Below are 19,537 nucleotides of genomic sequence, written 5' to 3'. Positions count from 1 at the left end.
GCCCGAGGTGTCGACGTGGGTGTTTGCCATAGCTTGCCCGGTATGACGATGACAGTTGAGAGATCAGCGGAAGGCGTGGTTTCGCCGCAGTACCGGGCCCTCAGCATCGGGCTGGTCGCGCTGGTCATGCTGGTGGCTTTCGAGGCGATGGCCGTGGCCACGGCGATGCCCGTGGTGGCCCGCGAGCTGGGCGGGATGCACCTGTACAACCTGGCCTTCAGCGCCACCCTGGCGGCCAGCGTGATCGCGACGGTCCTGGGCGGGCGGTGGAGCGACGTGCGCGGCCCGCTCCAGCCGATCGCGGTCGGCGTGGCGGGCTTCGTGGCCGGGCTGCTGCTGGCCGGGTTCGCGCCGAACATGGAGGTGTTCGTCGCGGGCCGGTTCGTGCAGGGACTCGGGGCGGGATTGATCCAGGTGTCGCTGTACGTGGTGGTCGCCCGGGTCTATCCGGGAAGCATGCATCCCAAGGTGTTCGCCCTGTTCTCGGCGGCCTGGGTGGTGCCGTCCATGGTCGGCCCGGCCATCGCCGGATTCGTGGCGCAGAACATCGACTGGCGGTGGATCTTCATCGGCGTCTCCCTGATCGTCGTCCCGGCCGCGCTGCTGCTCTGGCGCGGCACCGCGGGGCGCCAGGTGGCCGACGGCATCGCCGCGCCCGCCCCCGGCCTCGGCCGCAAGCTCGTCTGGGCCGCCTTGACCGCCGTGGCCGCCGCCCTGATCCAGTACGGCAGCGCGCTCGGGCTCGCGGGCCTGCCCCTGCTCCTCGCGGGGGTCGTCCTGGTGGCCGTGGCCCTGCCCAGGCTGCTGCTGCCCGGCTCGCTCAGGGCCGCCCCCGGCCTGCCGACCGCGCCCGTGCTGCGCGGCCTGGCCTTCGGCTCGCTGACGGCCGCCCAGGTGCTCATCCCGCTCATGCTGATCAACGAGCGCGGCCTGACCGCCACCGAAGCGGGCCTCGTGCTCACCGTCGGCGCCCTCGGCTGGTCCACCGGCTCCTGGATCAAGGGCCGCGGCACGATCAGCCACCTGACCGCCATCCGCGGCGGAGCCGCCATGCTCACCGTCGGCATCGCGCTGGTGACGCTCGTGCTCATCGACTCCCTGCCGCTCGCGCTGGCCTTCGTGGCCATGGCGATCGCCGGGCTCGGCATCGGCGCGCTGCACCCGACGGTGTCGGTGCTGGTGCTGGAGATGTCCAAGGAGGGCGAGGAGGGCCAGAACACCGCCGCCGTCGGCGTGGGCGAGTCGGTCTTCACCGTGGTGGCCGTCGCGCTCAGCGGCGCCCTGTTCACCGCCACCGGCGAGAACTACGCGATCGGCCTGTCCTTCACCGCCGCGCTCGCGGCCCTGGCCGTACTGCTGGCCCCGCGTTTTGCCCAGTCCCGCGCAACAGGCACTATGGAGGGAGCCGCGTCATAAAAGGGGGATACATGCCGCGAGTGCGGGAGCTCGAGGTCTTCCGGCTGGTCCTGCCGTTCGGCAGGAGGTCGGAGACCCTGCTCGTGAAGCTCACGGACCACGGTGGCATGACCGGCTGGGGCGAGGCCATCTCCCCCCAGCCGAAGACGTGGTCCAGGCTGGAGGAGTCGCTGGCCGCCCTGCTGATCGGCGTCGACTGGGAGCACCCCGACACGCTGCGGAGCGGAGACCCGGCCGTCGACATGGCCTGCTGGGACCTGTGGACCAGGATGCGCGGGGTGCCGCTCGCCGAGGCGATCGGCGGCACCCGCACCTCGCTCATGGCCACTGTCCGGCTGGCCCCCGACCCGTCCGTGGAGAGCCTCGTGGCCCGGGTCAACCAGCAGGTCTGCGCCGGCTACGGGCACGTCACGCTGGACATCCGGCCCGGCTGGGACGTCGAGCCGGTGCGGGCGGTGCGCCAGGCGTACCCCGCGCTGACCCTGGCAGTCGACTGCGGCAACGCCTACACCGCCTCCGGCCAGCTCGTCGCCCTCGACTCCTACGGGCTGGAGGTGATCGAGCGGCCCTTCGCCGTCGGCGACGTCTACGCGCACGCCGCGCTCCAGGAACAGGTGTCCGCCTCGGTCGCGGTCGAGCTCGCCTCCACCGCTGAGCTCGACGACTACCTGACCGTACGGGCCACCAGGGTGCTGCTGCTGCGGCCGAGCGCGTTCCCGTCGTTGACGGAGGCCCGCAGGGCGCACGACCGGGCCGTGGCGGCCGGTCTGGACATCCAGTGCGCGGGCGGCCAGGGCGCGGGGCTGTCCAGGGCGGCGACGGTGGCGGTGGCGAGCCTGCCCGGGTGCACGCTGCCGTGCGACGTGACTCAACCGCCGCGCCAGAACCAGATCGTCACGCCCATCGTGGGCGCCAACGCCGGCGTCATCGCCGTCCCCCTCACCCAGTCGGGGCTGGGGCACGACATCGACGAGGCGCGGGTCCGAAGGCTGGCGAAGGACACCTTCCACGCGTAAGGTTCCTACCCGGTCATCGGGACGGGTGGGTAGGCGGGCGTGCGGCTGACGCGATGGCGGGTGTTATGGATCCTGCTGACGAGGAATTTCCTTTCGTGCTTGCTTCCTGAATGGGCGAAGCTGCTCATCGGCCTGGCGGCGATCATCGGCGTCGGCGTCGCGGGCACGCTCCTCACCTTGCCTTATGTCGAGGTGGTGCTCATCGTGATCGCCGCCGTCGGGGCCTGCGCGGTCGCCTTCGTGGCGGATCGGTGGCCGCGGCGGTTCGGCTGGCGCTGTCCCGTGCTGTCGCTGGATGACCAGCCGCGGCTCAGGGAGCTGGTCGTGGACGCGGCACGGATCGCGGGCTTCGACGCCGTGCCCAAGGTGCACGTGTCCGCCTGGGCCGAGGTGCAAGGGCACCGGACCAGGCGGGGCCGGCCGATCCTGCTGGTGGGGCTGCCGTTGCTGGTGGCGGCGGATGAGGCGGAGCTGCACACGCTCATGGTCAGGGAGCTGCTCGCCGCCAGGCGGTGGCGCTGGCACGAGCGCTGGGCCGTTCACCTGTTCATGGCGCACCATCCGGACTGGTCCTGGCTGGGCGAGGCGAGCGCGCTGCTGCGCAAGGCGCTCTGGGCCGAGACCCGCTCCACCGTCGGGAGCGAGCGCTTCGCCGCCGGCATGCGGGCCGAGCTGCTGGTGGGAGGTGCCTTCGGCTGGCACGTGGCCCGCTATGTCGCGCCGTTCTCGAGCAAGGGCGGTGCCGCGGACGTCTACGAGAGCTTCCTGTGGAAGATCCAGCTGGACGGGCTGCTGACGCGACTCCGGCCCGAGCCCCCTCTGCCCGACGCGGCTGAGGAGATCGGCAAGGGCGCCGTGGCCGGCGATGGGGTGCTGCTCCTGCCGGTGCCTTCGGGCGTGATGTCGAAGGTGCCGGCCGAACTGGCCATCCGCCTCGGGAAGGTCATCTCGCACAAGATGCTCGGCCGGGGCGGGTTCGCGCTGGGCGCGCGGCCGTACCGGATGGCGGACCTCCCCGCGGAGGTCTGGGCGCGGGTCGGTGAGTTCCAGCGCGAGAACGTGCTGGACGCGGCGACCAAGCTGCTCGGCCGGCAGGCCACCGATCTGGACGTCGTCGAGCTCGCGGTCGCCGGTCGGGCGGGTGAGCTCGAATGGTGGCACAAGGAGCAGTCCTGCCCGCACCCCACGCCCGGCGTCTGCGTGCTCCTCCCGCTGTTCGACGTGGCGCTGCGGCGCAGGGGATATGCGCACGAGCACACCTTCGCCCAGCGCGAGCTGGTCGGCCCCGTGGGGGACCGGATTAATCTGGTGGAAATAGCCACAAAAGCGGAACGTGGCGAGCCGTACGGGATCCTGCTGGGAGGACTGATGACAGGCCGGGACCCGGATGCCGACGCGATCAGGCTGGCCGCCGAGTCCCTCGCCGGGGGCGACCCGACCGGCTGGTTCGAGCGGCTCTACGCCGAGTCGGCGAGCGGCGACGCGATCGTGCCGTGGGACTCGCGGTCCCCGCACTTCCTGCTGACGGAGTGGGCCCGTCCCGGCCGCGGGCGGGCGCTGGTCGTGGGCGCGGGGCTGGGGGACGACGCCGAGCACGTGGCGGGCCTCGGCTACGAGACGGTGGCGTTCGACGTGAGCGAGTCGGCCGTCCGGCTCGCCGGGGAGCGCTTCCCCGGGAGCGAGGTGCGCTACCAGGTCGCCGACCTGCTGGCGCCGCCCGCCGAATGGCGGCACGCGTTCGACCTGGTGGTCGAGGTCATGACCGTGCAGGCGCTGCCGGAGCCCCTGCACGGCAGGGCCATCGCCGCGATCGCGGAGTTCGTACGACCCGGCGGCACGCTGCTGGTGATCGCGTCGGGCCGGGAGGAGGGCGGGCCGGCGTTCGCGCCCCCGTGGCCGCTGACCCCGTCCGAGATCGGGGCCTTCGCGACGGGCGGGCTGGAGACCGGGAAGGTCGAGGATCTGCGCGACGGCGAGCGCCACCGCTGGCGGGCCACCTTCCACCGGCCCGTGTGATCAGCTCGGCATGTGCAGCCTGAGGCTGCCCAGGGAGGCGTTCAGGACGCCGCGGAGGGTGGTGCCCGCCATGAGGAGAGACTCGCGGACGGTGTGGAACTCCTGCACCGGGATGACGTTCGTGGGAGCCAGGGCGACGGCCGGGACGAGGGTGGTGAGCAGGGCGGCGGTGGCGAGCAGCTGAGCGCGTCGGCGCATGCGGACCTCCTGAGCGATCGATCAGAACACCGCACAGGAGATCACGGACGGTCACGGGAGGGCCGCGCCGCCACAGCGGCAAGAACGGATCTTTACGCTTCAGCCCGCCGCGGAGGGGTCCGCCTCAGAACTGCTGGCGCGCCGCGCACACACGTTCCGCGTGCTGCTCCGGCCGGTCGTCGATCAGCGGGAGCCGGAGGACGAACTGGGCACCGTGCGGCGAGTCCTCGGCCTGGAGCGTTCCGCCGTGGCTCCGGGCGATGTCGAGGGAGATCGGCAGGCCGAGGCCGCTGCCGCCGGCGTCGCGTCGGCGGCCGTCGTCGAGGCGGGTGAACCGCTCGAAGATCCGCTCGCGGTCGGCGGGCGCGATACCGGCTCCGTCGTCTGCCACCCTCACCACGGCCTCACCGGTAGAGGTGGTGACGAAGACGTCCACGGCGCTCTCGGCGTGCCGGATGGCATTGCTCAGCAGGTTGCCCAGTACACGGGCGAGCTGGATGCGGGATCCGCGCACCCATACCTGGCCGTCCGCCCGGACACGTACGGGCACGCGGCCCGCGCGGGGCGCCTCCCGCCCGGCCAGCTCGCCGAGGTCGATCAGCTCGGGAGGCGCCGGCTCGCCGGCGCCCAGCCGCGCGAGCGCCAGCAGGTCGCCCACGATGGCGTCGAGGCGGTCGGCGACCGACAGGGCCGAGCGGATGGTGTCGTACAGGTCCACTTCACCGGGATGGAGCAGCGCCTCCTCCAACTGCAGGTGCAGTCCCGCGATCGGGTTCCTGAGCTCGTGCGAGGCGGTGAAGGCGAACGTGCGCTGCTGCGCCACCGCCCCGTCGAGCCTGTCCAGGGTCTGGTTGGCGGTGCGGACCAACCGGGCGATCTCGTCGTCACCCGGCGGAACGGCCATCCTCAGGCTGAGGTCGCTCACGGTGATCTCGGCCAGGCGCGCGCGGATCGCCTCGACCGGCCGCAGCGTGCGGCCCGCCGCGATCCACGAGGTGCACGCCACGATGGCGGCGAGGGTGAGCGCTGCTCCCGCCAGTCCGTACTCCAGAAGGTGGCCGCTCAGCAGGGCCGGCACCGGGCGCTGCGCGAGCACGACCGGCGCGTCGGGCGCCGCGGTGATGCGGATCGCCACCAGTAGGACACGCCCGTCGGTCACCCGCTGGACGCGGTCGTCGGCGGGCGGGCGCATCGTGCTGAGCGGCGGGCGTCCCCGTGCGGTCCGGCTGGCGGCGACGACCTGGCCGCGGGCGTCGACGAGTTGGATGAGGCGGATGTCGCCGGAGACCGGGATCATGCGCGGGATCGTGCCGGCGCGGGCCGCCGCACTCCACTGGCTGGCGATCTGCTCGACGTGGTAGAAAGCGTCGTCCTGGACGCGGTAGCGGACGGCCAGCGACGAGGTGGCGCCCACCACGGCCAGCGCGACCAGAGCGAGCGCGGATGCGGCGAGGCTGGAGCGGGCCCGGATGGACCGGGGATAGCGGATCATGGTCGCCGTCTCCTTTACGGGTTTTCGTCATGGTAAATCGGGATATTTCGGACAAGGTGGTCGTCCGGCACCCACCAAATCAGCCAATATCGGCGGATCCGGCGGTCCGGCCTCATCCTGGTAGTGACACACCCACCCTGGGCATCGAATTCCGACATATTGTTCAAAAATGGACGGCAGTAAGTTGCTGGGAGAGTTCCTCCGCGCACGTAGGGAGGCCACGACACCCGCGCAGGCCGGGCTTGTGGACGGGGGCCCGCGCCGGACCGCCCGGGCTGCGGCGTGAGGAGGTGGCGATGATGGCCCACGTCAGCACGGATTACTACATCCGGCTCGAACAGGGCAGGGAACGCCACCCTTCGGAACGCGTCCTGGGTGCCCTCGCCCGTGTCCTCGACCTCAGCCCCGAGGCCACGGCGCACATGCACCTGCTGGTTCATCCCGTGCCTCAGCCGCCACACCGGACCGAGCGGGTCCGCCCTGACCTGCGGCGGCTCATCGAGAGCTGGGTGGACACGCCCGCGCTCATCTGCGACCGCCTCATGAACGTGCTGGCCGTCAACTCCCTGGCCGACGCCTTGTACGACGGGCTCGCGCACCGAGACAACCTGTTGCGCATGTTCTTCCTGGACCCGGCGGCCCGCGACTTCTACGCCGAATGGGAGCGCTCGAGCCGGACCAAGGTCGCCTATCTCCGCCACATCGCCGGCTCGTACCTCGACGATCCCGGGCTGACCGAGCTCGTGGGCGAGCTCTCGGTCAGAAGCCCCGACTTCCGCCGGTTGTGGGCCAGGCACGACGTGCTGAACCGGGTGAGCGAGGTCAAGCGGATGCGGCACCGGGAGGTTGGGGAGCTGGAGCTGACCTGCGAGGTGTTCTCGGTGAGCGGGTCCGACGGGGTGCAGCTGTTCACGCTGCTGGCCCAGCCGGGGAGCACGTCCGAGGCGGGGCTGAGACTGCTGGGCAGCCTCGCCGCCTCCGCCAGGGAGTCCCGGGCGCCGCAGCGCCAAGGCTGACCCGCGCGGGAGCGCTTCGGCCGCGTCGCACGCCTTCTTCAGCCGCCGTTCGCGCGCAGGCGTTCGGCCGCGCGGGCCGCGGCGCGGCGGATGCCCGCGTACCCCGTGCAGCGGCACAGGTTGGAGGCCAGCAGGGCGTCGAGCCGCCGCTCGTCCCGGTCCAGCTCCGGCTCCTCTTCCAGGGCGCCGGCGAGCAGCATGAGGAAGCCGGGGGTGCAGAAGCCGCACTGCAGCGCGTGCTCGGCGGCGAACGCCTCCTGCAGCGGGTGCAGTTCGTCGCCGTCGGCCAGCCCCTCGACGGTGCGGATGTCAGCGCCCTCCGCCTGGACGGCCAGGGCCAGGCAGGCGCGGATGGCGGTGCCGTCGACCAGGACGGTGCACGAGCCGCACACCCCGTGCTCGCACCCCAAGGTGGTCCCCGTGAGGCCCAGCCGGTCGCGCAGCGCGTCGGCCAGGCTCGTCCGCGGCTCCACGTCGATCCGGTGGGTCCGGCCGTTGACCGTGAGCTGGACGTTCATGGGGTCACCGCGTCGTGGACGGCTCGGGCCAGGCAGCGCCGTACCAGCGTGGACAGCGCGTGCCTGACGTAGGCGGCCGGCGCGTGCGGCTCGCCCGGCGGGTCCGCCTCGGCGGCGGCCCGTACGGCGGCCTCCGCGAACAGCTCCGGCTCCGCCCGCTCACCCGTCATCAGGCGTTCGGCCTCGACGGCGCGGAGAGGGACGTCGGCCGCGTTCGCCAGCCCGATGCGGGCCCACTCGACGCGGCCCGCGGCCAGCCGCAGCATCACGAGGACGGCGGCCAGGGCGAAGCCGCTGTGCGTGCGGCGGTGCTCGGCGAAGGCCGCGACCGCCCCGGGCGGCGGGCGCGGCAGCCGGACGCCGGTGACCAGCTCCTCCGGCAGGCAGGCCGTCGCGAACGCGCCGCGGAACCATGAGTCGGCGGATACCGTACGCGGCCCGGCGGGGCCGTCCACCTCGATCCCGGCGCCCAGGGCCATGGCCAGCGCGCACCACTCCGACGCCGGATGCGCCCAGGCCAGGCTGCCCGCGAAGGTGCCGCGGGCGCGGATGGGCGGGTGGCCGACGTACGGCGCCACCTGGCGGAACAGCTCGGCCAGCGGGTCGTCGAACCGGGCGTGCTCCAGCTGGGCGTGCCGGACCAGCGCGCCGACGTGGACGGAGCCGTTCTCGACGGTGATCTCCGACAGCCCGGGGATGCGGTTGACGTCCACGACCAGGGCCGGGCGCGTGGTCCGGTAGCGCAGCTCGATGAGCAGGCTCTGGCCGCCGGCCAGCACGCGGCTCTCCGGCCCGCGTTCGGCCAGCACGGCCACCGCCTCCGGTACGGAGGCAGGCGCGACGTAGTCGAATTGTGCCGGTTTCATGTCCCCCATCCCGGGCATCCGATATCGACGTTGGTACCGAAAGCGGGGTGTCTCAAACATTGCGGTACATCGGGATGCCGCTCGCGCGGCGCGAGGATCGCGACCTGGTCACCGGCCGGGCGCGCCGCGTCGCCGACCTGGAGCTCCCGGGGACGCTGGAGCTCGCGTTCACCCGCAGCCCGGTGCCGCACGCGGTGGTGCGCGCGGTCGACGTCGCCGCCGCGCTCAAGGAGGAGGGGGTGGCGGGCGCGTGGTCGGCCGCCGACCTGCCGTACCTCGCCGCCCGCGCGGTGCCCGGCGAGGAGGGCCTGCCGCCGTGGCCGCTGCTCGCCACCGGCCGCGTCCGCTACCCGGGCGAGGCGCTCGCCGTGGTCGCGGCCGGTACGCGCGCCCACGCCGAGGACGGGGCCGAGGCCGTCCGGCTGTCCCTCGAACCCCTGCCTTTCACCCGCACCGACGCGCCCGGCGATCTCTTGGGGGCGCGGGCGCCTCGCCTGTTCGACGACCGGGACAACCTGGCCGCCGAACGCACCTTCGGCCACCCCGCCGACGACGTGTTCGCGACCGCGCCGGTGGTCGTCGAGGCCGCCTACCGAGAGCAACTCCTGCTCCCCACGTCCCTGGAGCCACGGGCGATCCTGGTCGATCCGGGGCGCGATCACCGCCTCACCGTGTGGGTCTCCCACCAGGCCCAGCACCGGCTGCGCAACGCGCTCGCCGGGGCGCTCGGCCTCGACCCGGCGCGGATCCGGGTGATCGTCCCGGCCACCGGCGGGGCGTTCGGCGCCAAGAGCCAGACCTATCCGGAGTATCTGGTCGCCGCCCTGCTCGCCGTCCATCTCGGCCGCCCGGTGCGCTGGTGCGAGGACCGCGCCGAGGCCATGCTGGCGGGCCCGCGCGGCCGTGGCCAGCACCAGCGGGTACGGCTGGCGGCCGACGAGGACGGCACCTTCCTCGCGTACGAACTGCTCGTCGACGCCGACATCGGCGCTTACCCGCACATCGGCGCCTTCGTCCCGATGATGACCGGGGCGATGAGCACCGGCGCCTACCGCACGCCCAGAGTGCACACGCGGGTCCGATGCGTGCTCACCAACACCGCCCCCACCACCTCCTACCGCGGCGCCGGCCGCCCCGAGGCCGCCTACGCCCTCGAACGCACCGTGGACCGGCTCGCCCGCCGCCTCGGCCTGGACCCGGCCGAGCTGCGCCGCCGCAACCTGATCCGCCCCGACCAGTACCCCTACCTGACGCCGACCGGCCGCACCTACGACTCGGGCGACTACGCGGCCGCGCTCGACCGGGCCCTGGCCGCCGTCGGCTACGACGAGATCCGCGCCGAGCAGGCCCGCCGCCGCGAGGACGGTGGCCCGCCGCTCGGGGTGGGAATCGCCACGTACGTCGAACGCTCGGGCGGCCCGCCGGACAGCGACGAGTTCGGGAGCGTGGAGGCGTGCCCGGACGGGACGTTCATCGCCCGCGTCGGCTCGACGTCCACCGGCCAGGGCCACTTCACCGCGTTCGCCCAGGTGGTGGCCTCGGTCCTGGACGTGGACATGGACCGGGTGCGCGTCGTCGAGGGCGACACCGGCGAGGTGCCCTACGGCTTCGCCACCTTCGGCAGCCGCTCCATGCAGGTGGGCGGCGCGGCCCTGTGGCGCGCGGCCGAAGCCCTCGTCGCCGCCGCCCGCCGCCGCTGCGCCGGACTCCTGGGGGTGGGGGAGGAGGACGTCTCGTACGCCGAGGGCCGGCTGGTGGTGGGCGGCGACCCACGAGCCGCCCTCCAGGCGGACGCCGAGGAGACCCTGGCGCCGAACGTCGAGACCGGCCCCCTGCCGGGACTGCCTATCGGCGAACTGGTCGCCCGCACCGGCCCCCTGCGCGCCGACGAGATCGTCGCCCCGCCCCAGGCCTTCCCGTACGGCGCCCACGTCGCCGTGGTGGAGGTGGACCCGGACCTGGGCACCGTCCACGTGCGCCACCTGGTGGCCGTGGACGACTACGGGGTGGTCGTCAACCCGATGATCGTCACCGGCCAGAGCCACGGCTCCATCGCCCAGGGCCTCGGCCAGGCCCTCTACGAACAGGCGGTCATCGGCCCCGACGGCATGCCGTACGCCTCGACCCTCCTGGACTACCTCCTGCCCACCGCCGCCGACATGCCCCCGGTCACCCTCCTGGAAACCGCCACCCCCAACCCCAACACCCCCTTGGGCGCCAAGGGCGCGGGGGAGGCGGGCTGCATCGGCATCCCCCCGGCCCTCGTCAACGCGGTCTGCGACGCCCTCGACCTCGACCACATCGACATGCCCCTGACCCCGGCCGCAGTATGGGCGGCCACCACCGGACACCGGTAGGTGCGCCGGTGCCCTCCTGGGTGGAGCCCGCCACCAGAAGGCGCTTCGCGCCCGGAGGAGCAGGTAGGGCTATGGGCGCTGTCGCAGCAGCTTGGCGAGGATCGCGCTCAGCTGGCCGCGTTCGTCGTCGGTGAGGGCGTGGAAGGTGTCGTCGAGGAACGCCGGGATCGAGGACTGAGCCGCGGCGAGCCGCCGTCGGCCCGAGTCGGTGATGGTGACCGCGTAGGAACGCCGGTCGCGGGGGTTGCGCTCCCTGCGGACGTGGCCCTCCCGCTCCAGGTCGTCGCAGATGCCGACCATCACGCTGCGGTCGATGCGCAGCTCCTCGCTGAGCGTCTGCTGGGAGCTGGGGCCGACGGCGTCGAGCATCTGGAGCACGAGGTGCTGGCCGACCCCGAGACCTTCCTCGGTGGCGTGCGCGTCCGCGGCTCGGGCCACCGCTGCCGAGGCCCGGCACAGCGCGATGTCCAGCCGCTCGGCGGCGAGCCGTGGGAAGTACGCCGTCCCGCGGTCCGTCGCCCTGGTCGTCGTCGCCATCGCTCTCCTTCCGCGTGGGTCGCCAGTCTATCTCTGCTCAGAAAGTTTGACGACAGATGATTGGCGGGCATACGGTCTGAATCATCTGTCCGCCAATTGTTTGTGCTCAGATGGAGATGGGCTTCGGCCCGCGCCACCTCCGCCTTTCCTGAAAGAGATGCCTCATGACGCTGGACCTCACCCCCGACGAGTTGCTGAGCACGACCCGCGCCGTGCGCAAGCGTCTGGACTTCGCCCGCCCGGTGCCCCGCGAGCTGATCGAGGAGTGCGTGGACCTGGCCGTACAGGCGCCCACCGGGCGCAACCGGCAGCGCTGGCACTTCCTCGTCGTCACCGAGCCGGAGCGGCGGCGGGCCGTCGCCGACATCTTCCTGCGGGCTCAATCGCTGGCCACCGGCCAGCCGCTGACCGAGCGCGACCTGTGGCGCATGAACTACCACTCCGGCTCCACCCGGCGGGTCTTCGACGGCCTGCGCTACCTGGCCGCCAACATCCACCGGGTGCCCGCCTTCGTCATCCCCGGCGTGGAAGGGCGGACGGACGACGCCCCGGTGGCCGTGCAGGCGGGGACCTGGGGGTCGATCCTGCCCGCGGTCTGGAGCTTCATGCTGGCCGCGCGGGCACGCGGCCTGGGCACGGTGTGGACCACCGCGCAGGGGCCGCTCGAACGCGAGCTGGCCCGGGTGCTCGGCGTGCCGTACGACGAGATCATGCTGGCCGCGTTCATCCCGCTGGCCTTCACCATCGGCACCGACTTCAAGCCCGCTCCCCGCGTCCCGCGCAAGGAGATCCTGCACTGGGACCGGTGGTGAGCGACGTCCTCAAGAGCGAGCGGTCAGCGCAGGACGCAGGGCTCCAGCATGCCCTGTTTCGTCGTGCAGGGCCGGAAGCCCGCCTCGGTCAGCCGTAGCTGGGCGCGCTCGTGCGTGCGCGCGAACTGGAGGAAGTCGGCCGCGAGCGAGCCCGGCGCCGGCCGGGTCCTGGTGTAGAGGTACTCCACTGTCCAGAACGGGTAGCCCGACGTCGCCGCGGTCGAGACGTCGAACGCCTTGCCGTCCAGCGTCAGCGCCGTGATGCCGCCCGACCTGCGCTCCTCGACGATCGACAGCGCGTCCGCGTACCCGATCGCCCCGGGCACGGTCGCCACCTGCCGGATGACCTCGGCGTTGTCGTCGCGTTCGCAGCGGATGACCGGGGCGGTGGGGTTACGGTCCTTCTCACGGCATTCGTCGGAGGAGAGCATGTTCTCGCCGGTGCCCAGGACCTGGTGCTCGAAGAGCTGGCGGGTGCCGGAGTTCTGGTTCCGGCTGATGATGCGGATCGGCAGGGACGCCCCGCCCCGGACCTGCTTCCAGTCCACCCACGTGCCGTCGTTGATCTTGCGGAGGTCGTCGATGCCGATGGTGGTCAGCCCGACCTCCTTGTTGACCACGACGAAGTAGACGACGACGGCCAGCTTCTCGCCGTACAACTGGTCGTGGTAGTTGCTCTTGCCGTCCGACAGCGCGATCACGTCAGGCGAGCCCGATTCGAGCACGGTACGCACGCCGCCCAGCGAGCCGTTCGGCGTGGTCTCGATCCGGGCGTCGCCGCAGACCTTGACGTACTCGTCGGCGATCGTCCGCATCGTCGACATGAACACGCTGGAGCCCTCGATCCGCAACTGGCCCGACCCGCACGCGATGGACCGGTCCTCCGGCTGGGCGAGCCGGCTGAGCACGAGCAGGGCGCTCAGCGCGATCACCAGCGCGCCGCTGACGCGCGGGAGCGTGACCCTGCGGACCTTGCCCTCGTCCCTGATCACGCCGGCGTCCTTGAGCTTGCCGGTGTGCTCGACGAGCTTGGTGATCTCGCGCTGGCCCGGCTCGCGCAGGACCACCACGAGCTTGGCCTTCTCGCCGCGCCTGAGTTTGAGCTTGGTCAGCTGTACGCCGTGCCAGGACGGCTCGGCGGCCTCCGTGCCGTTGGCGGCGGATCCGCCGATCCAGCGGGCCAGCCGGTCGGTCAGCCGCCGGCGTACCGTGACCAGGTTGTCGCGGGCGGGCTTGTCCTCCTCGGGGAAGAACCGCAGCCCTTCGCGCAGCAGCTCGCGCAGGTCGCCGGTGCTGGCGTCCGACACGCGGGCGTTCCACACCACCCGGTCGCCGAACGTGAACGACAGCGGCCGGTCGAAGTCGTCCGGGTCGATGTCGTAGCTGCCGCTGTTGCGCAGGCGGATGACGACGATGCTCATCCGCTCCAGCAGCCGGGCCACCTGGTGCAGCTGGGGCGGGCCCTCGCCGTCGCTCAGCGTCTCGGGCCCGACGCCGATCTTGGAGTTGTACAGGACGCGGAAGCTGATCCGCTTGCGGCGTACGACGAGCCGGTCGACATAGGGGGTCACCACCAGCAGCGCGATCCCGAACAGGACGGGCCCCACGCCTCCGAGGAAGTCGACCAGCTGCTCCAGCAGCCGCAGCAGCGCCACTGATGCCCCCTTCGAGAACTGGTTCAATTCTCGCTTTGTTGGGACATGCGAGCCGGATGGTGCGAACCGTTCACCAGGAATTCGACCGCCGGACACGGGGGCGGCCGGGCGGGGGAGCCGCCGGTCAAGCGAACGGGCTCAAGCCTCCCGGTCGTCGGCGAGGACCTGCGCCAGCGCGTTGGAGGCCTGGCGGATCATCCCCGGGTTGGTGTCCCAGTAGTACGGCAGCGCGTTCACGGCCTGGGAGAGCGCCCAGCCGCGCCCCCGCAGCCACGACGCGTCGTCGACGCCGAGCTCGGCCCGGAACCGCCGGCGGCTGTCGCCCGCGAACACGTTCCACGCGGGCTGGAGGTCGCAGGCGGGGTCGCCCACGTTGAGGCCGCCGAAGTCGATGACCGCCGACAGGCGGCCGTCGACGACCAGCAGGTTTCCCGGCAGCAGGTCGCCGTGCACCCAGACCTCAGGGCCGTCCCACGCGGGCGCGTCGAGCGACTCCTGCCACGAGCGCAGGGCCGCGGCGCCGTCGATGCGGTCGCCGAGCTGAGCGATCGAGCGGCGGACCGACTCGTCGCCCTCGGCGAGCGGCCCCCCACGGGCGCCGCGGGCGCGCGGGTGGGCGCCGGTCCGGTCGATCCGGCGCAGGGCCGTCACGAACGCGGCGAGGTCGGCGGCGGCCTGGTCGAGGTCGCGGATCGTGCCGTTGGCGTTCGCGCCGGGCAGCCACTCGTACACGGACCAGGCGAAGGGATAGCCTTCGGCCGGATCGCCCATCGCCACCTGCACCGGAACGGCGAGCGGCAGGTGGGGCGCCAGCTTCGGCAGCCACCGCGCCTCTTTGGCCGCCTGCCCGGTGGCCCATCCGATGCGCGGCATCCGCACGGACAGCTCGTCGCCAAGTCGGTAAATGTCGTGGTCTGTGCCGTAGGAGTCGACCGGTTCGATCCGCAGCTCCGCCCACTGCGGGAACTGCCCCGCGAGCAACCGGCGCACGAGCGCCACATCGGTCAGGACCTCGTCGGCATGCATCTTCGTCGTGCCCATCGGCGCCCATCCTCGATCACCCCGCCGACCCGCGGCAAACGGTTTTATCCGGCCAGGGCGGCCTCCAGCAGGAGGGTGCCCGCGCCCAGCAGGGCCGCGTCCCGGCCGCCCCGCGCCGGGGCGATCTCCAGATCGCGCGTCGCCAGCGGCAGGCAGCGTTCCCACACCGCCGCCCTGATCGAGGTGATCAGCGGCTCCGCGGCCGACAGGCTGCCGCCCACCGCGACCACGTCCGGGTTGAAGAAGTTCACCAGCACCGTCAGGACCTCGCCGATGCGCCGGCCCGCGGTGCGCGCCAGGCTCGTGGCCTCCGGGATGGCGTCGTTGACCAGGGTGACGATGTCCGCCGTGCGGCGCACCTCGACGCCGGCGTCCCGCAGGGCGGCCATCAGGGCGGCGCCGCTCGCGTACGCCTCCAGGCAGTCCGGATGCCCGCAGGCGCACACGACCGAGGAGTCCGAGCGCACCCGCACGTGGCTGATGTCGCCGGCCGCGCCCCTGCCCCGATGCAGGTGGCCGTTGACGATGACGCCGCAGCCGATGCCCGTGCCGGCCTTGACGACCATGAGGTTCTGGCTGCCCGGCCACCACCGCGCCTCGCCCGCGGCCATCAGGTTGGCGTCGTTCTCGACGAGGACGGGCAGGTCGTAGCGGGTGGCCAGGTGGTCGGCGACCGGGAACTCGTTCCAGCCGGGCATCCGCGACGGCGTCACCACGCGCTGGGTCGACGGGTCCACCGGGCCCGGGATGCCGGTGCCCACCCCCCGCAGCGGGATCGACGGGGGGACGTGGGCGGCCAGCAGCTCGTCGAACGCGTCCGCGATGCGGTCCAGGGTGACCTGCGGGCCTTCGGCGATCTCGCAGCCGCGTTCCTCGATGACGAGTGGCGCGCCGCTGAGGTCCAGGAGGCCGAGGCGTACGTGGTGGGCGCCCAGGTCGGCGACGGCCAGCACGCCGGCGCCGGGGGAGAGCCGCAGCCGGCGGGGGCGGCGGCCGCCGCGGGAGGTGCCCGAGCCCTCCTCGGCCAGCAGGCCCGCGTCGATGAGCTCCTCCACGCGCAGCGACACGCTGGAGGCCGCCAGACCCGATAAGCGCGCGAGGTCGGCGCGGGACTCGGCCTTGCCGGTGGCGACGAGTCTCAGCAGGTCGCCCTGTGCCCCCTGCACGGGCAGCCGCTGCTTCATGTGAGATACCTACCATGCCCCGACTTACGCCGACAACGTATTGACTTGCTACGAAATCTCCCACTACGGTCCGGCCTATCTTCGAAATCGAAGGAAGTGACCGTTCATGAAGAGGTTTGTCGCCGTCGTCGCCGTCTCTCTGTTAGGACTGGCGGCCTGTGGTGAGTCGAGTAGTCCCGCCGTGCCCGGCGCGCCGTCCGAGAAGGGCGGCGACGTCCTGGCCAAGGCGCCCGTCGCGGCGGCGGCCGACATCCTGCCCGGCTCCACCATGGAGAAGATCAAACAGCGCGGCGAGCTCCTCGTGGGCGGCTCGCTGGACGCGCCCCTGCTCTCCCAGCAGAACCCCGCCACCGGCGAGGTCGAGGGCTTCGACGCGGACATGGGCAAGGCGCTGGCCAAGTACATCCTGGGCGAGCCCAAGGTGAAGATCGTCAACTCGGCGTCGGAGACCCGGGAGGCGCTGCTCGCCAACGGGACCGTGGACGTCGTCTTCCAGACGTACACGATCACCGAGGAGCGGGCGAAGCAGGTGGCGTTCGCGGGCCCGTACTACACCTCGGGGCTGACGATCGCGGTGAAGAAGGGCACGGCGGGCATCGCCAAGCCGGAGGACCTGAACGGCAAGAAGGTCCTGGCGGGCGCGAACACCCCGGCCATCCCCGCGATCAAGAAGCTGGCGCCGCAGGCGGAGATCATCACGTTCGGCAGCGACCCGGAGTGCGTCCAGGCGCTCAAGCAGGACCGGGGCGTCGCCTACGTGCAGGATGAGACGATCCTCATCGCGGACGCCAAGAAGGATCCGTCGATCGAGATCGTGACCAAGCCGTTCACCGTCGACCCGTACGGGATCGGGCTCAAGCACGGCGACGACCAGTTCAAGAAGTTCGTCAACGACTGGCTGAAGAAGACCCAGGACACCGGGGTCTGGCAGGAGATCTGGAAGAAGTCCATCGGCACCGTGGTGACCGGCGACGCTCCCCAGCCGCCGCAGATCGGCTCCGTGCCGGGGTCCTGATGTCCGTTCTCCTCGATCACCTGCCCGAGCTGTGGCAGGGGCTGATCGTGACGTTCCAGCTCACCGCCGCGTCCTTCGCGGGCGCGGCGGTGCTGGGCGCGCTGGTGTGCGCCCTGCGCGTGAGCCCCGTACGGGTGCTGCGCGCCATCGGCACCGCGTACGTGGAGTCGTTCCAGAACCTGCCGCTCCTCGTCCTGCTCGTCCTGGCCTTCTTCGGCCTGCCGGAGATCGGCGTCAAGGCCGAGCCGCTGGTCACCGCCATCGTGGTCATCGCCGTGTACGAGGCCGCGTACGTCGGCGAGGCCCTGCGCTCCGGCGTGAACTCGGTGAGCAGGGGACAGGGCGAGGCGGCGCGGGCGATCGGGCTGACGTTCGGCCAGTCGCTCAGGCACGTGGTCCTGCCGCAGGCGCTGGGCACGGTCGTCCAGCCGCTCGGCAACATCTTCATCGCCACCACGATGAACACCGCCCTGGCCGCCGCCGTCGGCGTCGTGGACCTGACGGCCGCCGCCAACCGGGTGAACCTCGTCGAGGCGCAGCCCATCCCGATCTTCGTCGGCGCGGGCCTGGCGTACGCGCTGATCGCCGCGGTGGTGGGATTCGCCACCGGCCGGCTCGAACGCAAGCTGGTGATCCTGCGGTGACCGTCCTCTTCGACGAGCCCGGCCCCAGGGCGCGCAGGCGCATCCGCGTCGCGACCGTGCTCGGCGTGCTGGCCGCCGTCGCGCTCGCCGTCCTGGCCGTGCGGCAGTTCGCGGCGAACGGGCAGCTCGACGCCGCCCGCTGGCAGCCGTACGCGACCTGGCCGATGTGGCGCTACCTCCTGACGGGCCTGTGGTCCACGTTCCTGGCGGCCGTCGTGTCGGCGGCGCTGTCCATGGCGTTCGGCCTGGTCCTGGCCCTGGGACGGCTCTCGCACCGGCGGTGGGTCCGACTCCCGGCCGCCGCCTACGTCGAGGTGGTCAGGGTCGTGCCGGCCCTGCTGCTGGTGTACGTGGTGCTGTTCGCGCTGCCGCGCTACGGCCTGGACCTGCCGCTGTTCTGGAAGCTGGCCGTGCCCCTGACGGTGTCGAACGCGGCCGCCTTCGCCGAGATCTTCCGCGCCGGCATCAACTCCGTCGAACGCGGCCAGACCGAGGCGGGCCTGGCCGTCGGCCTCACGCCGCTCCAGACGATGCGCCTCGTCGTGCTGCCCCAGGCGGCCCGCCGGGTGCTGCCGTCGATCGTCAGCCAGTCCGTCGGCCTGCTCAAGGACACCTCGCTGGGCTTCGTCGTCAGCTACGGCGAGCTGCTCTACAGCGGCAAGGTCCTGGCCGCCTACAACGGCCTGCTCATCCAGACGTACCTGGTCGTCGCGCTGGTCTATCTGGCGGTCAACCTGTCCCTGTCCAAGCTGGCCCGCATGCTGGAGGCCAGACAGCCCGCAACGCCCAGAAGGAGGGCCGTACGTGCCTGACTACGCCGTGCTCGCCGAGGTGATCCGCTCCGGATTCGTGGAGAGCGTCCACTACGGCAGCGCCGTCGGCCTGGATCCGTCCGGCCGGGCCGAGGTGGCCCTCGGGAAGGCGGACGAGCCGGTGCTGCCGCGCTCGTCCGCCAAGCCGTTCCAGGCGCTGGCCTGCCTCACCGCCGGCGCGGCGCTGGCGGGGCCGCGGCTGGCTATCGCGGCGGGCAGCCACACGGGCGAGGACTTCCACGTGGAGCTGGTCCGCGAGATCCTCGACGACTACGGCCTGGACTTCGGCGCGCTGGCCTGCCCGCCGTCGTGGCCGGAGGACACCTCCACCATGTACGGGCTCATCAGGCAGGGCGCCGACCCCTCCCGCGAGCGCATGAACTGCTCCGGCAAGCACGCCGCCATGCTCGCCGCCGCCGTCGCCAACGGCTGGGACGTGCCCGGCTACCTGTCGGCCGGCCATCCCCTGCAGCTCCAGGTCCGCTCGGTCACCGAGGAGCTGGCCGGGGAGAAGGCCGCCCACGTTGCGGTGGACGGCTGCGGCGCGCCGCTGTTCGGCCTGTCGCTGACCGGGCTGGCGCGGGCCGTGCAGGGCCTGGTGCTGGCCGCGCCGGGCAGCGCGCCCCGCCAGGTCGCCGACGCCATGCGCGCGCACCCCGAGTACGTGGGCGGGTCCGGGCACCAGAACACCGAGCTGATGCGGGCGCTGCCGGGCGCCGTGGCGAAGGGCGGCGCGGAGGGCGTGCTGGTGGTGGCCCTGCAGTCGGGCCACTCGGTGGCGGTCAAGGTCATCGACGGCAGCCCGCGCGCCACCACGGCCATCGCCCTGGCGGTGCTGCGGCGCATGGGCTGCGACGTCACGCCGGCGGCGGCGTTCGAGCAGGTGGACGTGCTGGGCGGCGGCGTCCCGGTGGGCCGGATCGCCGCCCGCGGGTAGCGGCG

At 72.5% G+C, this 19,537-nt stretch carries 18 protein-coding genes; 10 read left to right on the top strand and 8 right to left on the bottom strand.

The window, feature by feature from the left end:
- Positions 1 to 42 precede the first annotated feature (42 nt).
- The 3 genes from ABZS69_RS05860 (at position 43) to ABZS69_RS05850 (ending at position 4,448) form a co-directional block, all read left to right on the top strand.
- Complete coding sequence (locus ABZS69_RS05860; RefSeq protein WP_355367140.1) at positions 43 to 1,416, top strand: MFS transporter; 1,374 nt, start codon at positions 43 to 45, stop codon at positions 1,414 to 1,416.
- Between the two features lie 11 nt (positions 1,417 to 1,427).
- Positions 1,428 to 2,432 (top strand): enolase C-terminal domain-like protein, encoded by a 1,005-nt coding sequence (locus tag ABZS69_RS05855; protein ID WP_355367137.1) that lies wholly within the window; start codon positions 1,428 to 1,430, stop codon positions 2,430 to 2,432.
- A 99-nt stretch (positions 2,433 to 2,531) separates the two neighbouring features.
- The gene (locus tag ABZS69_RS05850; protein WP_355367134.1) at positions 2,532 to 4,448 is read left to right on the top strand and encodes a methyltransferase domain-containing protein; all 1,917 of its coding nucleotides are present in this window, start codon (positions 2,532 to 2,534) and stop codon (positions 4,446 to 4,448) included.
- Here the strand turns inward: ABZS69_RS05850 and ABZS69_RS05845 are convergent, their stop codons facing one another.
- Together ABZS69_RS05845 and ABZS69_RS05840 are read right to left on the bottom strand one after the other, a co-directional pair.
- Positions 4,449 to 4,646: a hypothetical protein gene (locus ABZS69_RS05845; RefSeq protein WP_355367131.1), complete on the bottom strand. Its 198-nt coding sequence runs from the start codon at positions 4,644 to 4,646 to the stop codon at positions 4,449 to 4,451.
- Between the two features lie 124 nt (positions 4,647 to 4,770).
- On the bottom strand, positions 4,771 to 6,138 hold the full coding sequence (locus tag ABZS69_RS05840) for a HAMP domain-containing sensor histidine kinase (RefSeq protein WP_355367128.1): 1,368 nt from the start codon (positions 6,136 to 6,138) through the stop codon (positions 4,771 to 4,773).
- 296 nt (positions 6,139 to 6,434) lie between these two features.
- Between ABZS69_RS05840 and ABZS69_RS05835 the strand changes: the two genes are divergently transcribed.
- Complete coding sequence (locus ABZS69_RS05835) at positions 6,435 to 7,154, top strand: helix-turn-helix transcriptional regulator (RefSeq protein ID WP_355367127.1); 720 nt, start codon at positions 6,435 to 6,437, stop codon at positions 7,152 to 7,154.
- Positions 7,155 to 7,192: 38 nt separating this feature from the next.
- Here the strand turns inward: ABZS69_RS05835 and ABZS69_RS05830 are convergent, their stop codons facing one another.
- The gene (locus ABZS69_RS05830; RefSeq protein ID WP_355367124.1) at positions 7,193 to 7,672 is read right to left on the bottom strand and encodes a (2Fe-2S)-binding protein; all 480 of its coding nucleotides are present in this window, start codon (positions 7,670 to 7,672) and stop codon (positions 7,193 to 7,195) included.
- The gene (locus ABZS69_RS05825) at positions 7,669 to 8,538 is read right to left on the bottom strand and encodes an FAD binding domain-containing protein (RefSeq protein WP_355367121.1); all 870 of its coding nucleotides are present in this window, start codon (positions 8,536 to 8,538) and stop codon (positions 7,669 to 7,671) included. Before ABZS69_RS05825 ends, ABZS69_RS05830 begins: the two co-directional genes overlap by 4 nt.
- 47 nt (positions 8,539 to 8,585) lie before the next feature.
- On the opposite strand from ABZS69_RS05825, the gene ABZS69_RS05820 reads away from it, so the two are divergent.
- Complete coding sequence (locus ABZS69_RS05820; RefSeq protein ID WP_355367118.1) at positions 8,586 to 10,895, top strand: xanthine dehydrogenase family protein molybdopterin-binding subunit; 2,310 nt, start codon at positions 8,586 to 8,588, stop codon at positions 10,893 to 10,895.
- A gap of 69 nt (positions 10,896 to 10,964) precedes the next feature.
- Here the strand turns inward: ABZS69_RS05820 and ABZS69_RS05815 are convergent, their stop codons facing one another.
- The gene (locus ABZS69_RS05815; RefSeq protein WP_355367115.1) at positions 10,965 to 11,432 is read right to left on the bottom strand and encodes a MarR family winged helix-turn-helix transcriptional regulator; all 468 of its coding nucleotides are present in this window, start codon (positions 11,430 to 11,432) and stop codon (positions 10,965 to 10,967) included.
- Between the two features lie 164 nt (positions 11,433 to 11,596).
- Here ABZS69_RS05815 and ABZS69_RS05810 point away from each other — a divergent pair, with 164 nt between their 5' ends.
- Complete coding sequence (locus ABZS69_RS05810; protein ID WP_355367112.1) at positions 11,597 to 12,244, top strand: nitroreductase family protein; 648 nt, start codon at positions 11,597 to 11,599, stop codon at positions 12,242 to 12,244.
- A gap of 23 nt (positions 12,245 to 12,267) precedes the next feature.
- Here ABZS69_RS05810 and ABZS69_RS05805 read toward each other — a convergent pair whose 3' ends face one another.
- The 3 genes from ABZS69_RS05805 to ABZS69_RS05795 all read right to left on the bottom strand — a co-directional run bounded on the left by ABZS69_RS05805 (position 12,268) and on the right by ABZS69_RS05795 (position 16,124).
- Positions 12,268 to 13,899 carry a substrate-binding domain-containing protein gene (locus ABZS69_RS05805; RefSeq protein ID WP_355367109.1) on the bottom strand — a complete coding sequence of 544 codons (1,632 nt, stop codon included), beginning with the start codon at positions 13,897 to 13,899 and terminating at the stop codon, positions 12,268 to 12,270.
- Positions 13,900 to 14,037: 138 nt separating this feature from the next.
- Positions 14,038 to 14,940: an aminoglycoside phosphotransferase family protein gene (locus tag ABZS69_RS05800; protein WP_355367106.1), complete on the bottom strand. Its 903-nt coding sequence runs from the start codon at positions 14,938 to 14,940 to the stop codon at positions 14,038 to 14,040.
- 44 nt (positions 14,941 to 14,984) lie between these two features.
- Positions 14,985 to 16,124, bottom strand: a complete 1,140-nt coding sequence (locus tag ABZS69_RS05795; protein WP_355367103.1) for an ROK family transcriptional regulator — start codon at positions 16,122 to 16,124, stop codon at positions 14,985 to 14,987.
- 106 nt (positions 16,125 to 16,230) lie between these two features.
- Here ABZS69_RS05795 and ABZS69_RS05790 point away from each other — a divergent pair, with 106 nt between their 5' ends.
- From ABZS69_RS05790 to ABZS69_RS05775, 4 genes are read left to right on the top strand one after another with little or no spacing between them, the layout of a single operon-like run.
- Entirely contained in the window at positions 16,231 to 17,139 is a 909-nt protein-coding gene (locus tag ABZS69_RS05790) for a glutamate ABC transporter substrate-binding protein (RefSeq protein WP_355367100.1), read from the top strand.
- Positions 17,139 to 17,783 carry an amino acid ABC transporter permease gene (locus ABZS69_RS05785; RefSeq protein WP_355367097.1) on the top strand — a complete coding sequence of 215 codons (645 nt, stop codon included), beginning with the start codon at positions 17,139 to 17,141 and terminating at the stop codon, positions 17,781 to 17,783. Before ABZS69_RS05790 ends, ABZS69_RS05785 begins: the two co-directional genes overlap by 1 nt.
- Complete coding sequence (locus ABZS69_RS05780; RefSeq protein WP_355367094.1) at positions 17,780 to 18,595, top strand: amino acid ABC transporter permease; 816 nt, start codon at positions 17,780 to 17,782, stop codon at positions 18,593 to 18,595. The genes ABZS69_RS05785 and ABZS69_RS05780 overlap by 4 nt, the downstream gene beginning before the upstream one ends.
- The gene (locus tag ABZS69_RS05775; protein ID WP_355367091.1) at positions 18,588 to 19,532 is read left to right on the top strand and encodes an asparaginase; all 945 of its coding nucleotides are present in this window, start codon (positions 18,588 to 18,590) and stop codon (positions 19,530 to 19,532) included. The genes ABZS69_RS05780 and ABZS69_RS05775 overlap by 8 nt, the downstream gene beginning before the upstream one ends.
- Positions 19,533 to 19,537: the final 5 nt, after the last annotated feature.

Source organism: Nonomuraea sp. NPDC005650 (genome assembly GCF_040605375.1).
In the GTDB taxonomy this organism is placed as follows: domain Bacteria; phylum Actinomycetota; class Actinomycetes; order Streptosporangiales; family Streptosporangiaceae; genus Nonomuraea.
The sequence above is the reverse complement of the archived record's forward strand: the minus strand, read 5'-3'. Positions and strand labels throughout refer to the sequence as shown.

Coding starts and splice junctions, on each gene's coding strand:
- ABZS69_RS05810 (WP_355367112.1), top strand. CDS start 11,597: ATGACGCTGGACCTCACCCCCGACGAGTTGCTGAGCACGACCCGCGCC.
- ABZS69_RS05825 (WP_355367121.1), bottom strand. CDS start 8,538: ATGAAACCGGCACAATTCGACTACGTCGCGCCTGCCTCCGTACCGGAG.
- ABZS69_RS05840 (WP_355367128.1), bottom strand. CDS start 6,138: ATGATCCGCTATCCCCGGTCCATCCGGGCCCGCTCCAGCCTCGCCGCA.
- ABZS69_RS05845 (WP_355367131.1), bottom strand. CDS start 4,646: ATGCGCCGACGCGCTCAGCTGCTCGCCACCGCCGCCCTGCTCACCACC.
- ABZS69_RS05785 (WP_355367097.1), top strand. CDS start 17,139: ATGTCCGTTCTCCTCGATCACCTGCCCGAGCTGTGGCAGGGGCTGATC.
- ABZS69_RS05835 (WP_355367127.1), top strand. CDS start 6,435: ATGATGGCCCACGTCAGCACGGATTACTACATCCGGCTCGAACAGGGC.
- ABZS69_RS05815 (WP_355367115.1), bottom strand. CDS start 11,432: ATGGCGACGACGACCAGGGCGACGGACCGCGGGACGGCGTACTTCCCA.
- ABZS69_RS05800 (WP_355367106.1), bottom strand. CDS start 14,940: ATGGGCACGACGAAGATGCATGCCGACGAGGTCCTGACCGATGTGGCG.
- ABZS69_RS05830 (WP_355367124.1), bottom strand. CDS start 7,672: ATGAACGTCCAGCTCACGGTCAACGGCCGGACCCACCGGATCGACGTG.
- ABZS69_RS05790 (WP_355367100.1), top strand. CDS start 16,231: ATGAAGAGGTTTGTCGCCGTCGTCGCCGTCTCTCTGTTAGGACTGGCG.
- ABZS69_RS05855 (WP_355367137.1), top strand. CDS start 1,428: ATGCCGCGAGTGCGGGAGCTCGAGGTCTTCCGGCTGGTCCTGCCGTTC.
- ABZS69_RS05795 (WP_355367103.1), bottom strand. CDS start 16,124: ATGAAGCAGCGGCTGCCCGTGCAGGGGGCACAGGGCGACCTGCTGAGA.
- ABZS69_RS05860 (WP_355367140.1), top strand. CDS start 43: ATGACGATGACAGTTGAGAGATCAGCGGAAGGCGTGGTTTCGCCGCAG.